Origin of the sequence: Enterobacter cloacae complex sp. 2015409, assembly GCF_041365315.1 — a bacterium.
Taxonomy (GTDB): domain Bacteria; phylum Pseudomonadota; class Gammaproteobacteria; order Enterobacterales; family Enterobacteriaceae; genus Enterobacter; species Enterobacter pseudoroggenkampii.
Map to the genome: position 1 here is coordinate 2,177,955 of NZ_JBFTVM010000001.1, position 13,592 is coordinate 2,191,546.

Below are 13,592 nucleotides of genomic sequence, written 5' to 3' on the forward strand. Positions count from 1 at the left end.
GCGTTCTACTTTTCTTATTCAATCATTCGGTAACGGCGCTGCCACGTCACGATCTCACCGGCTTCGTTATTGACCTGAAGCTGGCTCACCACGCGAAGCGTTAATTCATCGGTATTGCCGGTATAATTGACGCGGAAATACCGGCTGTTAATGGAGAGATAGTCGGCCACCTGCGGAAGGTCGTCTTTTAACTGGGGGAAGGCCTGCTCCAGCGCTTTGCTGAAGGTTTCCATACTTTCCCAGCCGGTTTCAGGACGCGATTCAATCAGGCGAACGGCATCATCTTCATTGAGTTTTCCCGGGAACAGCGCGGCCAGTAAGGCGGCCTGCTCCGGTTTCAGGGTATTCACATCCACCTTGCTGGCGGCGTCCGGCAGCGCGCACAGCAGCTTGCTCACCTTCGGGTAAGCGGCAGCCGGAAATGCGGGCAGCAGCGTGATCTCGGCAATGGTTCGCATCATCTGGTTTGCCGGTTGGCGAGCGGGCACCACGCCAGCCCAGGCATCGGTCTCTGCGCCCTCTTTGGCCGTCGTCGTGTCGCCATCGAGATAGTCCACCAGCTGCAGATACACCTCTTCCGCGTTGGTCTGGCTCAGGCCGCTCTGCGTCAGAAGCTGTTCAACAATCTGCTCTCTGCGGGGCTTTTCCGGCACCGCCGGGGGGTTTTTCCCCTGGGCAACTTTCTCGACCGCCAGCAGGTTGTTGACGTTAAAGCAGTCCTGCGCGTCTTCCACCTGGCCGACCACCGTGTAGTCTTCGCCCCGGGTTTCCAGCGGCTGATGCCAGTCGCCGTCGGGGGAGAGCGCTTTGCTTTCCCCGCTGGCGTCGGCCTGCAGCCGGTCTTTCACCACCTTTTCCTGGGCCTGCATCGCCCAGCGCAGCTGCTGCTGGCTTACCTGGTAATGCGTTTTTTGCAGGTTGCGGCAGAACTGCTGGCTGATTTTGGCAGCCAGCGCCGACATCATCACCAGCAGGATCAGCACCACCAGCAGGGCTACGCCTTTCTGTTTCTGTAATCGGCTCATGGCTTCACTTCCTGTGCCGGCTGCGGGGCAGGTGCAGCGGCCTCAGGCAGATCTCCCGGGGTCGTAAATACCCAGCGCCAGGTATCACCGTTTTCCATGGTCAACGTCAGCTCCACGCCGTCCGGCAGATGCGCCGGGTCGCTCCATCTTTTCTGCCAGCCCTGACGGTAAAAACGCCACTGCAGGGATTTCACGTCGCTGACAATCGGCACCTCGTCGGGTTTCGCGTCCGCCGGGCCGTCAATCACCGGCCAGACGTCGCGATACAGATGCCCTTGTTCCAGCCACCAGCGCACGCGCTCCAGCTGGACCGTGCCGCTCACGCCGTTCAGCGTGGTCAGCTCAAGCGCATCGTCCACCTGACGGAACAGATCCGGCTCGTTGCGCGGCGCGCGCGCCTGCAGCTGGTAGAAATCACGTTCCATCAGGTTCCATGCGCGCTGCAGCTGATTGAGCTTCGCCGCGCTGGCGTCGGTGGCCGAACTGGTGCGCATCGCCCCGTCCAGAATTTGCCAGGCCAGGGTGCCGATCACCGCAAAGATGGTCAGGGCAATCATGATCTCCAGCAGGGTAAAACCGCGCTGGCGTCGGGTTCTCTTCACTGGCTCTCTCCTGGCCCAACGATCTGCAGCGAAATAACCGGCTGGCTGTCGTCGCCTTCCGCATACACGCGAATCGCGTTAGCCCAGCCGTTGTCGGCGGTTTTGACCCGCTGCTTGCGCCAGTTCCAGCCGCGCCCGCCCATGATTTCCGTTCCCTGCTCCTCAGCATCCGGGAAGTCGGTTTTCGCGAGCTGCGCTTCCGCCAGCTGGTTCTCGGCCACCCAACTGGCCTGCAGCGTGTCGGCCAGCCCGTGGGTAAAACGCACGTTCAGGGAGACCGAGTTCATCAGCGCCAGCGCGGCGGTGGAGAAGATGACCAGCGCGACCATCACCTCCAGCAGCGTCATCCCGTTCTGCTTAACCTTGCCTTTAGTCATCGTTCTCTACCGATACCGGGGCCGCGCCCTGCGACACCACGCGGAAATAGTGCTGTTTGTCGTAGCGTTGCAGCGTAAGCGTAAAGCGGCCAATCTCGCCGTCCGGCAGAAAGAGGATCTGCGGATCGGCCTCGACGGTGGCCGCCAGACGCTGGGGCGACAGCGATACATGCATCTCCTGCGGAAAATCGCCTTTGGTGGTAATTCGTCCGGCAGATAAAGGCACCCAGTGACGCACGCCATTTTTATCGTCTAGCGTGACCAGCTGATATTTATCGGTGGTGATTACCAGCCCAACGATATTTCCGTCCATTACCGCACGGTCTGAACCATAATCAACGAGGGCTTTTAATTGCTGGCCAAATATATCCGCACCGCTGCGTGAGGGTATTGTTGACACCACCATCATGGCGCAGCTGGCAAATATCACCAGCGCCAGAATAATTTCCAGCAACGTAAAGCCGCGTTGATTTTTCATTATTTCTCTTTCTTATCCAGAGACCAGTTCGTAATATCATCGGCGGTATTGGCTTCGCCGTCTGGACCGGCAGAAAAGACGTCTACGGCGCCGTGTTCGCCCGGGCTGACGAGCAGATAATCGTTTCCCCACGGGTCCTGCGGCAGGCGGCGAATATAGCCGTCAGCGCGGTAGCCGTTCGGGATGGGTGCGATTTCAGGCTTGGTCACCAGCGCCTGCAGGCCCTGCTCTGTTGTCGGGTAGCGGTGGTTATCGAGCTTATACATATCCAGCGAGCCTTCGAGCGCGACAATATCGCTGGTCGCTTTTTGCGTATCCGCTTTTTCTTTATTGCCCATTAAGTTTGGTACCACCATACTCGCTAAAACGCCGAGAATAACGATCACCACCATTAATTCGAGCAAGGTGAAGCCCGCCTGGCGAGCCAGGTTTTTACGTTTTATAGCCATGATTTAACCTACCATATTATTAAGTTGCAGAAGCGGCTGTAATATTGACAGCACGATAAATAAAACCATCGTCGCCATGGAGACCACCAGCGCCGGTTCAAATACCGACAGCGTTAACGTAATTCGATGCTGTAATGCCGACTCCTGGTTTTCCGCCGCGCGGTCCATTAAATTGCCGAGCTCCCCGCTCTCTTCGCCGGAGGCAATCATGTACAGCATGGTTGGCGGGAATAATTTCGCCTGTTCAAGCGCGGCATATAAAGATGCCCCCTGGCGCACGGTATCGGCGGCCTGCTCCAGCACCTGCCGGGCGTAGAGGTTTTCGATACCGTCCATCGCGATATACATCCCTTCGAGCAGCGGCACGCTGCTTGCCTGCAGAATGCTCAGGGTTCGGATATAGCGGGCGCTGTTGATGGCGCAGACCAGCTTTTTAATCGGCGAACCGTTCACCAGCCAGCTGTGCCAGCGAAAGCGGTTTTTGGCATTTCTGAGCCAGGTCTTAAAGCCGATAAACCCACCGGCCAGGATCCCGACAATATAGATGCCGTACGCCTGCAGGAAATCGCTCACCGCGATCAGCGTGCGGGTGGTGATCGGCAGCTGCTGCTTCATGTGGGTGAACTGCTCGATCACCTGCGGGACCACCGCCACCAGCAGAATGCCGATCACCGCGATGGCCACCACCGTCAGGGTAATCGGGTAGACCATCGCCTGCATCAGCTTGCTTTTCATCTTCTGGCGCTGCTCGTTGTACTCCGCCAGCTTCTCCAGCACGTCGCCCAGGTGACCGGTCTTTTCACCGGCCATCACCAGGGTGCAGTAAAGCTTGTCGAAGGTGCGCGGGAACTGGCTGAAGGCGTCAAACAGCGTGTGCCCTTCCACCACCTTTTCACGGATCTCCACCACCATCGCCGCCAGCTTTTTGTCTTCCGTCTGCTTCGAGATGGCCTTCAGCGCGCTTTCCAGCGGCAGCGCGGCGTTGACCAGCGTAGAAAGCTGACGGGTAAACATCGACAGCACCGGCGTGGAGAGCTTAGGCCCGGTTTTCGCTTTTCCGGCAGCCGCCGCCTCGCGGCTTTCGGTGATGCTGACGGGCATCAGCTTTTGCTCACGCAGCATCTGGCGAACCTGCTTTTGCCCCTCGGCCTGCAGCGTGCCGCGCCGGGTTTTGCCCGCCGCATCCGTCGCCGTCCAGGCGTAGAAGGCCATTATTCATCCCCCCCGCGCTCGGCGGTGACGCGCATCACCTCTTCCAGAGAGGTGATGCCGCTAATCACCTTCAGCAGCCCGTTTTCGCGCAGGCTGTAGGCCTGCTTAAAGAGCTGCGTTTCGATGGACATTTCGTCCTTATCTTCATGGATCGCGCGGCGCATGGTGCTGTCCACCACCAGGAACTCATGAATACCGGCACGGCCCTGATAGCCGCTCTGTCGGCAGTGCTCGCAGCCCACCGCGCGATAGATCGCTTTCGGCGGCGCGTCCATAAAGCTGAACAGTGCTTTTTCATTGTCATCCAGCGGACTGGTGGTCCGGCAGTGGCTACACAGCCGACGCACCAGACGCTGGGCAATGACACCGAGCAACGATGAACCGATTAAAAACGACTCCAGCCCCATATCCCGCAGGCGGGTTATCGCCCCGGCGGCGCTGTTGGTGTGCAGCGTAGACATGACCAGGTGACCGGTGAGTGACGCCTGCACCGCAATTTGCGCGGTTTCGCCGTCGCGAATTTCCCCGATCATCACCACGTCCGGGTCCTGACGCAGAATGGCGCGCAGCCCGCGGGCAAAGGTCATGTCCACGCGCGGGTTAACCTGCGTCTGCCCCACCCCTTCCAGCTCGTATTCAATCGGATCTTCAACGGTCAGAATGTTGCGCTCATGACCGTTCAGCGCCGAGAGAATGGCGTACAGAGTGGTACTTTTCCCGGAGCCCGTGGGCCCGGTGACCAGGATGATGCCGTGCGGGCGGTCAATCAGCCCTTTTAACTTCTCCAGCTCTTCTTCAATCAGGCCCAGCTTGTTGATGTCGGGCTTCAGGTTGCTTTTATCGAGCAGGCGCATGACCACGCGCTCGCCGTACTGGGACGGAATGGTCGAGACGCGCACGTCGATGGCCTTGCGGCCGATGCGCAGAGAGATACGGCCATCCTGCGGCAGGCGCTTCTCGGCGATGTCCAGTTTCGACATGACCTTGATGCGCGACACCAGCAGCGGTGCCAGCTTGCGCGCCGGCTGCAGCACCGGGCGCAGCACGCCGTCAACGCGGAAGCGAATGCTCAGCGTGCGCTCGAAGGTTTCGATATGAATATCCGATGCGCCGTCCTTCACCGCCTCGCCGAGAATGGCGTTGATCAGGCGGATCACCGGCGAGTTCTCGTCGTTATCAAGCAGGTCTTCGTTATCCGGGATCTCCTCGGTTAACGCCATCAGGTCGATATCCGCGTCCATATCATCCACCAGCTGCTGCGAAACGCCGCTGCTCTGCTGCCAGATCTTGGCCAGCAGCTCGTCAAAGGCTTCAGATGTCAGGGTCACCGGGACGAACGCGCGTCCCAGCACCCGGCGCACTTCCAGCAGTGCTAACGCCGGGGTGTTATCACGGATATAGACGTCGTTGTTGTAAAACAGAACGCCGTTATCTTTTGCGTAGCTGCTGCTACACAGGGTTTTAGTCAGTTCGTCCACGGTGCCCTCGCCGCCTTAGTGTTTGAACGGATTGCGCGGTGTGCTGGCGCTGGTTTTTACCGGCGCGGCGCTGGCGTCGACGGGAAACGCGGGCAGTACCGCGTTATCCGTTGGTTCGATAATGCCGAGCTTTTTCTCTTCCACGCGCTGCTGCTGGCGGGCGCGGATCTGGTCATATTTCTCTTTCGACGCCGCGCTGTAGTTGTCGTCGTCGCGCAGCACGGTGGTATGGATAAACACCATCAGATTGCGTTTCGACGTATCCTGCGAGGTATAGCGGAACAGCTGGCCGACCAGCGGGATATCGCCCAGCAGCGGCACTTTGGAGACCGATTGTTTGGTGACGTTCTCCATCAGGCCGCCGAGCACCACCGTCTGCCCGCTGTGCACCATCACTTCGTTGTTGATGGTACGGGTGTTGAAGGTTGGGCCGAGGCTGGCATCATCCGTCGCGCTGTTGTCGACGCTGGAGACTTCCTGCTCAATCTTCAGGTGGATCATGTCGCCGTCGTTGATCTGCGGCACAATTTTCAGCTTGGTCCCGACCGTCTTGCGCTCAACGGAGTTAAAGACGTTGTCGCCGCTGGTGGTCTGGGAGCCGGAAAGCACCGGCACGTCCTGACCGACGTTGAACGACGCCTCTTTGTTATCCAGCGTGACCACGCTTGGCGTGGAGAGAATATCGTTTTTGCCGTCGGTGGAGAGCGCGGTCATCAGCGCCCCGAAATCGCCGTTAAAGAAGCCGGTCGCAAGGCCGGTGAAGCTCGCCCCCTTCATGGTGCCGTTTTTAATCTGGCTGATTGGCAGGCCGGTGGAGCCGAACTGCACGCCGCCGTGCTTGCTGGTCCACTGCACGCCGAGATCCAGGCCGTTACCGTCCTGCACTTCAGCAATGATCGCTTCCACCAGCACCTGCGGACGACGGATGTCGAGCTTGTCGATCACCTTCTCAAGGGAGTTCATCACGTTAGGCTGAGCGGTGATCACCAGCGAGTTGGTGGCCTCGTCGGCGGTAATGTTCAGATCGCTGGACGCGGTGGCGGTTTTCGACTTCGGCGTACTGGCCTTATCCTTCAGCTGTTCACCTATCCCGGTCAGAACCGGCACCACCTTCGTGGCGCTGGCATATTTGAGGTAGAAGACGCGGGTATTCCCCTCGTTGTTCTGCTCGCGGTCCAGCTGATGGATCAGAGAGCGGGTACGCATGCGCGCATCTTCCGAGCCGCTGATCACCAGGCTGTTGGTTTCGTCATCCGCCACCACTTTAGTGGCCAGCTGCGGCGCGTTCTGCCCCTTCTGCTCTTCATTGTTGAGGTTGTTCAACATGTCGGAGAGCTCTTTGGCGGAGGCAAAGCGCAGCGGCACGATCTCGCGGCACTGAATCCCGTCTTTGTCCACGCGCTGAACCAGATCCACCAGGCGGTTCACCACCGAGGCTTTACCGGTCAACAGCAGCACGTTGGACGGCTCAAAGTGCACCACGTTGCCGATGCCGGTGGCATCGTTGAGCTGGCGCAGCAGCGGGGCAAGTTCACGTACCGGCACATTTTCCATGCGCACGACGCGGGTGATGATCTCATCACCTTTACCCGGGTTTTTGCTGTCTGCCAGCGGCGCGCCGGCGGTACGGGCCACGCTGGAACGCACTACTTTAATCATGCCGTTGTCCATCGGGATCACCGACAGGCCGTACAGATCCAGCACGCTCAGGAAGAACTGGTAATACTCATCTTCCGTCAGCACGTTGTAGGTTCGCACCGACACCGAGCCCTGCACGGACGGATCGACGAGTATGGTTTTATTCAGATTGCGGCCTACCGTATCGATAAACTCGCGGATATCGGTATTTTTAAAGCTCGCGCTAAAGTTGGCTGCAAGCAGCGAACTTGAATATAACGACAATGCGGTCAGCGCCACGCACGCCCAGGGAAATTTCTTCATGTCTGTACACTTGTTAATTGTTTAGAACATTAACCCGAATATTTTCAAGGTGAGCGTGACGTCTGACGACGACCTCCGCCTCTTTCATTTTCGACCAGTTGGCAATAATACTTTTTGACTGTGCTTCATCGGTCATATCGACAGAATTCACTTTTACCGCCACATCACCTTTTTCCAGCCCTGAATGGCTGTAGAAGGAAGAGGCATTCCTTGGATTAATGTTGTAGCCTTCCAGCTGGCCTTTTTCGATTAACGGCTTTAACACCAGATAATCATTCAGATGCACACTTTCCGCGCCTGCATCTTTCGTCGATTTGCTTACCGGGCCGCTGTCAACGCCGCCCTTAAAATAATCAGGTTTATTTAATGCCAGTACCTGCGTAGCACCTTCGTAATTAACCACCACATTGTCTTTGTTAATTTCCTGAATATAGGCATCGTTAAAACCGGTCAGCGGCTCGCCTTCACGGTAGCTCTTCTGACCACCCGGCGTTTTGATCACGGCGAAAGAAAGCCAGGCGTCATCGCTGCGCACAATACCTTCGACCTCCGCTGCCAGCGGGGCTTTCGCGGCGGCGGGCAGGTTGTCCTGACGCACGGCCGCCGTGAAAAGGGTGAATGTTTTTTTATCACGACGCGTTTTCAGCGGCTGCGCATCAGCGTTAGCCAACTTATTCGTAACTTTTTTATAATCTTTAAACGTCAGATACCCTTGCTGGCCGCAAAAAATTAACAGCACAAACATAATGCAAGGCGTTATCCACCGTGACAGAAATGAGAACCTCATTTTTCATCTGGCCTTTAGCAAAGCGAAAATAAGCAGCGTCGCGCTGCGCCAATATGTGAGCAAAGCGTAATTTCCCGCTGTAAAAACGACCACTCACTTTGCCGCTAACTTTCATACAGAAAAATATTGACCGCATAAAATCCAGATGTTAGGCCTCACCGGCAGGATATTTTTACCCTGTGCGCAAATTGACCACCCTATAGCGTTGCTTTACTTTCTCGTCCTGTTGCTATTCCTAATCAGAGACGGTAAGTCGTTATGTATCAGAGCCACTTTAATTTTAAAAACCCGCCCTTTCGGAAAATAACCGGGTTATCCGGGGATTTTCTGGTGCCTTATCATCAGGACGTATTCAACCTGCTGAAAGAGAAAACCCAACAGGCGGGGATTATTGGGCTCTTTGCTGACGATGCCCCGCTGCTGGGCCAGTTCAGCGACGCCCTGAAATCCGCTAATCCTGACGTTTTTGCCATTAACGCGTTTCCAAAACTGAGTGCCAGTAGTCTGCTGTATAAACTCAACCCGGGAACGAAAGAGAGCAAAAACCGGCTTCAGGCGGTGGATACCATCCTGCACCAGTGGCAAGGGGGAAAAACCAGGACGAAAGTGCTGGTGATTAGCCACACCGAAGCCATGAAGGACACCTGTCAGGAGGTGCTGGCTATGCTGCTGACGCGCGCTCAGGAGCTGGGGTTTTGCCTCTCAATCGTGCTAATGGGCGCAGCAGGTCGGGAAGCCGTCCTGATGCAGCAGCCCGAGCTGCGTGAATATGCGCATACCCATCACAGCCTGCGTCCTCTTACCTGCCGGGAATCTCTCCGCTACGTTGAGGCGCAGTGTGAAGAGCACGGATGCGAGAGCTCACCGTTAACCCCGGCGCGCGTGCGCAAGATGCATACGCTGACCAGAGGGAATATCAGCAAGCTGAACGAGCTGGCCCACCTGTCGATGCTCGCCGCCTGGACCGAGCGTGCGGATCAGGTCAGCCCGCGTCATTTACGTCTGGCCTCCGGCGAGACGCTGCCTGCGAAAAAACACGGTAAGCACCTGGCTACCGTCGGTTTATTCGCATCCCTGCTGTTTGCCGCCTGCGGCTGGTATTTGACCTCCTCGATCGGTGCAAAACTTCCGGTTCAGCTCCCGGTGCCTGCCAGCTGGAAACAGCAGACGCCACATGTTCAGGCCCCGGTGGTGCCGGTTATCGACAATGAAATGGTCAATCAGCCGGATGCCATGCATCAGCTCTATCTGATGTGGGGATATGACGCCTCAGCGGACGATGCCCTGTGTCAAAACGCCGCAAAGGTGAACCTGATGTGCAGGCAGGGTAACGCCTCACCGGACGCGCTGGCGCAGGAAGGGTATCCGTGGATAAGTGAACTGAAAACCGGCAACCACCTCAATTATGCCGTGGTCGCCCGCGTCGGGGATAACTCACTCGACCTGCTGATGAACAACCGTACCTGGCAGGTAAGCCGCAGCTGGTTTAACCAGCATGCCACCGGCAACTTTACCCAATTGCACCGCCTGACGCCGGAAGGTAAAGACGTCATCAGCGGTGCCAGCGATGCGAAGGACATGGGTTGGCTTGACCAGCAGCTGAGCGTAGCCCTTAACCAGCCGGAAACCCATTCCCGGACCTGGACGGCGGAGATGATGAAACGCACCCGCGAGTTCCAGCAAAAAATGCATCTGCATGTGGATGGCATTCCAGGGGAAGATACATTGATGCAGTTAATGCGTGAAACCCATTCCACGCCGAGCGTGCTGATCCAGACCTCCCCGAAAATGCAGGAGAAGAAAGCCTGATGTCTACCCTCTGTCTTGCGGCCCAGCGCAGCTACGCTACCGGGGAGGCGGTCTGGTTTTCGTATCGCCTCCCCAGCCTGAGAAAAATCGTCGGCAACGCCTTTTTATGGATATTGGGTCTGTGCGTCATGTTGACGGCGGGCGTGTACGCGCATACTTACTGGAATCTGCGTCATCCTGCGCCGGAACCGGTAACAAAAGCGAGCGTCGCGAAACCTGAAACGCAGCTTTCTGATATGCACTACGTGTATGTGAGCAAGCCGTTCCCGCATCCACATCCGAAACCCGCACCGGTGCAGGCAGACATCCCTGCCATGCAGGATCTGCCGATTAACAGCGACGATGCCGACTGGCAGCAAGCGCCCGACGGCGCGGAACCGCACGATACGTCGCGGGATACGTTACCCGGCACCGAAGCGCATGATGTCGCGCCCGCCAGTACAGGCAGTGAGGATGCTTCTTTAACCGAGTTGTTTAAGCAGGCGTTAAAAGAACAGGAGCAAGATTATTCGCAAGGCAAAATTCCCGCGCCGCCGGTGGATGAAACGCAGGATAATTCGCAGACGAGAGTGCAACATAACGTGGGATCCCGATCTCCTTTGAGTGAAAAAGGAGATCGGCTGGAATAGTTAGTATTTTTCAGGCAATGTGTTCAGATTAAGGAGTCGACCTTTTTCCACCACAATATATTGACCTTTTTTGAGGTCGGAGAGGATTTTAATGATGGTACTGCGCGCCAGATTGGTATATTCCTGAATATAATCGTAAATATTGATATCACGCTGATGATGAACAATCAGCTCATTAATCTCGTATAAAAACTCGCGCACTACAGAATAAGCGCTGCGGGCAACCAGCACATCGTCACGTTTGCTCAGCATGCAGATGTACCAGGCCAGCACTTTGGTGAGTTCAGGCCATAAATTGTTATCGGTCATCAGCTGCGCGAAGACCTCTTTTTTGATTGAGCGCACCACAGCGTTAGCGCGAATGAGGCCGTACATATGGGTTGCGTTATAGTACATCGACGAGAGGCCAAAAATGCACTGGCCCGTTACCGTGAACATACACAGTTCGTCGGATTCGCGTCGGAATTCAACTTCACCGCTGACGATAATATGAATATATTGTGAATCGGACGTGGAGAGTTTCTGCCATTTCTTTAAGATCTTCTCTTCAAAACCTGATGTAGCAGAAATAATGGCTTCCATTTCATATTGCGGACGTAATTTTTTTGCATAGATGCTTAACATTGTTATACCCGATTTAAGATGTGAAATTTAAAAATGCAGGCATAGGGCAAAAAAGCCTTAAGCCCTGAATATGTTCCTGTGAAATTCTCAATGAGAGAAATAAAGAATAAATGCGATATATTTATTTGCTATATTAATTAGCAAGCTATGTGTCTATCTTAAATCCGGATAATTTTAAGTCAATTAACTAAAAATGAATTGAGTTTGTACTTAAGATTAATCTGAAGAAAATCAGAATGCGTTAAGGCATTCGGGGTAGTCCGAAGGATTACCCCTGCCCGTACTTCTCCAGAAGCGCTTCGGCAATGGCCATCGTTTCGACGTCCGCAATACCGTTCCACAGGTCAGGCCGGAAATGCATCTGGAACGCCGTGATGATGCGCTTTTGCTGCGCAGGGGTGCTGTCAACCGGCACCTCATAGCCATACCGCGCGAGGAGATCGAGTAATGCCCCGGTCTCCACCTGCTGATAGCGCGGACGCCCGTTAATATAGAACGCGACGCGCGCCGGATCGGGCCATGCGCCAATGCCCTGCTGAGCAAGCTGTCGCCACGGGAACAGCGGGCCGGGATCGTCTTTGCGCTGCGGCGCGATGTCCGAATGGGCCACCACGTTTTCAGGTTTGATGTTGTAGCGGGTAATAATATCTTTGGCGAGCGGCACCAGCGCCGCAATTTGCGCAGGCTCAAACGGGGTAAAGCGCTTAACGCCCGACGTTTTTTGCCAGCCGCGGTTCTCAAGCTCAATGCCGACAGACGTATCATTGATGCGGTTTGTGCCGCGCCAGAAGCTAATGCCCGCATGCCAGGCCAGTTCGCTCTCGGGCACCAGCTGCCAGATGCGCGGCTTACCGTCCGGTGCCGGGGGTTTAGCCGGGATCAAATAGTGAGAGCTGACGTTCTTATCCGTCAGCGTGGCCAGCGAGCTGTCAAAATCATCCGCGGTGTAGTGGATAACCAGCACCTTGATGCGAGGGTAAGCCGCCTGAGCCTGATGACGCGTATCCAGCTCGTAGGCACCTTTATCGATGATTCCCTTTTCCGCGGTACATCCTGCCAGCAGCAGCGCCAGCAGGATTGTGGCAAACGAACGCCTCATCGAAGGGTTTTCACCGCCGTACCGCTTACGCTCACCATCAGCATGCTGGCATCTTTCCCGACCGTTTCGTAGTCGATATCAATCCCGACGACCGCATCCGCGCCGAGGGCTTCCGCCTGCTCGCCAAGCTCTTTAAAGGCGATTTCGCGCGCTTTGCGCAGCTCTTTTTCGTATGCACCCGAGCGGCCACCCACGATATCGCGGATACCGGCAAAAAAGTCACGGAAGATATTGGCGCCGAGAATCGCTTCGCCGGTGACCACGCCGCAGTACTCGGTTATTGTCTGCCCTTCCAGGGTTGGCGTTGTTGAAAACTGCATGGTTTCTCTCCTTCTTTAGCGTTCAATGCCTTAGGCACAGCATTATCGGTTCGTTACGCTATGATTGAAAGGATAGTTAATAAATAAGGAAATCAACATGCGCTATTCTGCTTTAACACTTTTAGTGCCCTGCGCGCTGGTGCTCAGCGCCTGTACCACCACGGTCACGCCAGCCTTTAAGGATATCGGTACCCGCAGCGGCCCCTGCATAGAGGGCGGCCCGGACACTGTGGCGCAGCAGTTCTATGATTATCGCATTCAGCACCGCAGCAACGACCTCACCGGGCTACGCCCGTATCTGAGCGATGGCCTGGCAAAACTGCTTAACGACGCCACCCGCGATCCACAGCATAACGCCCTGCTGAAATCCGATCCGTTCTCCAGCCGCACCACGCTACCGGACAGCGCCGAAGTGGCGAGCGCGTCAACCATCCCGAATACGGACGCCCGTAATATTCCGCTGCGCGTGAAGCTGACGCAGGGAACCCAAACCTGGCAGGATGAAGTGCTGATGATCCGTGAAGGTCAATGCTGGGCAGTGGACGACGTACGCTACGTGGGCGGCAGCGTTCATGCCCCGGCAGGCACGCTTCGCCAGTCGATTGAGAATCGCTAAATCCGCCGATATTCCCTGGTAACCCCCGTAAAATGTGCGGCATTTCATGCGGAATGCCGACATTTATACTCGCCGACCTTGCCGTTCGCTATTTTGTGCTATGTTTAAGAGGAAACACGGGTTATATTTAACTTTTAACGCAGAAA

The 13,592-nt window shown here is 56.1% G+C and carries 15 protein-coding genes; 3 read left to right on the forward strand and 12 right to left on the reverse strand.

Annotation, left to right across the window (positions count from 1 at the left end):
* Nucleotides 1-14: 14 nt before the first annotated feature.
* The 9 genes from gspK to gspC are packed head-to-tail and all read right to left on the reverse strand — an operon-like array spanning nucleotide 15 to nucleotide 8,307.
* Nucleotides 15-1,025: a type II secretion system minor pseudopilin GspK gene (gene gspK / locus ACDO57_RS10595; protein WP_024907832.1), complete on the reverse strand. Its 1,011-nt coding sequence runs from the start codon at nucleotides 1,023-1,025 to the stop codon at nucleotides 15-17.
* Nucleotides 1,022-1,627: a type II secretion system minor pseudopilin GspJ gene (gspJ, locus tag ACDO57_RS10600; protein ID WP_370883950.1), complete on the reverse strand. Its 606-nt coding sequence runs from the start codon at nucleotides 1,625-1,627 to the stop codon at nucleotides 1,022-1,024. The genes gspK and gspJ overlap by 4 nt, the downstream gene beginning before the upstream one ends.
* Complete coding sequence (gspI, locus tag ACDO57_RS10605) at nucleotides 1,624-2,004, reverse strand: type II secretion system minor pseudopilin GspI (protein ID WP_157188835.1); 381 nt, start codon at nucleotides 2,002-2,004, stop codon at nucleotides 1,624-1,626. Before gspI ends, gspJ begins: the two co-directional genes overlap by 4 nt.
* Nucleotides 1,997-2,482: a type II secretion system minor pseudopilin GspH gene (gene gspH, locus ACDO57_RS10610; protein ID WP_267216799.1), complete on the reverse strand. Its 486-nt coding sequence runs from the start codon at nucleotides 2,480-2,482 to the stop codon at nucleotides 1,997-1,999. The genes gspI and gspH overlap by 8 nt, the downstream gene beginning before the upstream one ends.
* Nucleotides 2,482-2,931 carry a type II secretion system major pseudopilin GspG gene (gene gspG, locus ACDO57_RS10615; RefSeq protein ID WP_024907836.1) on the reverse strand — a complete coding sequence of 150 codons (450 nt, stop codon included), beginning with the start codon at nucleotides 2,929-2,931 and terminating at the stop codon, nucleotides 2,482-2,484. The genes gspH and gspG overlap by 1 nt, the downstream gene beginning before the upstream one ends.
* Nucleotides 2,932-2,934: 3 nt before the next feature.
* Nucleotides 2,935-4,143 carry a type II secretion system inner membrane protein GspF gene (gene gspF / locus ACDO57_RS10620; RefSeq protein ID WP_370883951.1) on the reverse strand — a complete coding sequence of 403 codons (1,209 nt, stop codon included), beginning with the start codon at nucleotides 4,141-4,143 and terminating at the stop codon, nucleotides 2,935-2,937.
* On the reverse strand, nucleotides 4,143-5,621 hold the full coding sequence (gspE, locus tag ACDO57_RS10625) for a type II secretion system ATPase GspE (RefSeq protein WP_370883952.1): 1,479 nt from the start codon (nucleotides 5,619-5,621) through the stop codon (nucleotides 4,143-4,145). The genes gspF and gspE overlap by 1 nt, the downstream gene beginning before the upstream one ends.
* A 15-nt stretch (nucleotides 5,622-5,636) precedes the next feature.
* Nucleotides 5,637-7,562, reverse strand: coding sequence for a type II secretion system secretin GspD (gspD, locus tag ACDO57_RS10630; RefSeq protein WP_370883953.1), 1,926 nt, complete (start codon nucleotides 7,560-7,562; stop codon nucleotides 5,637-5,639).
* Nucleotides 7,563-7,575: 13 nt separating this feature from the next.
* Nucleotides 7,576-8,307: a type II secretion system protein GspC gene (gspC, locus tag ACDO57_RS10635; RefSeq protein WP_370883954.1), complete on the reverse strand. Its 732-nt coding sequence runs from the start codon at nucleotides 8,305-8,307 to the stop codon at nucleotides 7,576-7,578.
* A 300-nt stretch (nucleotides 8,308-8,607) separates the two neighbouring features.
* Between gspC and ACDO57_RS10640 the strand changes: the two genes are divergently transcribed.
* The gene (locus ACDO57_RS10640) at nucleotides 8,608-10,158 is read left to right on the forward strand and encodes a peptidoglycan-binding protein (protein ID WP_370883955.1); all 1,551 of its coding nucleotides are present in this window, start codon (nucleotides 8,608-8,610) and stop codon (nucleotides 10,156-10,158) included.
* Complete coding sequence (locus tag ACDO57_RS10645; protein ID WP_267214556.1) at nucleotides 10,158-10,787, forward strand: hypothetical protein; 630 nt, start codon at nucleotides 10,158-10,160, stop codon at nucleotides 10,785-10,787. The genes ACDO57_RS10640 and ACDO57_RS10645 overlap by 1 nt, the downstream gene beginning before the upstream one ends.
* Here the strand turns inward: ACDO57_RS10645 and ACDO57_RS10650 are convergent, their stop codons facing one another.
* From ACDO57_RS10650 to ACDO57_RS10660, 3 genes are all read right to left on the reverse strand, one after another.
* Nucleotides 10,788-11,411: a helix-turn-helix domain-containing protein gene (locus ACDO57_RS10650; protein WP_061715669.1), complete on the reverse strand. Its 624-nt coding sequence runs from the start codon at nucleotides 11,409-11,411 to the stop codon at nucleotides 10,788-10,790.
* A 268-nt stretch (nucleotides 11,412-11,679) separates the two neighbouring features.
* Nucleotides 11,680-12,510, reverse strand: coding sequence for an N-acetylmuramoyl-L-alanine amidase (locus ACDO57_RS10655; protein ID WP_024907844.1), 831 nt, complete (start codon nucleotides 12,508-12,510; stop codon nucleotides 11,680-11,682).
* A complete protein-coding gene (locus ACDO57_RS10660) occupies nucleotides 12,507-12,830 on the reverse strand; it encodes a heavy metal-binding domain-containing protein (RefSeq protein ID WP_023310944.1) in 324 nt (107 codons plus the stop codon). The genes ACDO57_RS10655 and ACDO57_RS10660 overlap by 4 nt, the downstream gene beginning before the upstream one ends.
* A 97-nt stretch (nucleotides 12,831-12,927) precedes the next feature.
* Between ACDO57_RS10660 and ACDO57_RS10665 the strand changes: the two genes are divergently transcribed.
* Nucleotides 12,928-13,446: a lipoprotein gene (locus ACDO57_RS10665; RefSeq protein WP_023335076.1), complete on the forward strand. Its 519-nt coding sequence runs from the start codon at nucleotides 12,928-12,930 to the stop codon at nucleotides 13,444-13,446.
* Nucleotides 13,447-13,592 lie beyond the last annotated feature (146 nt).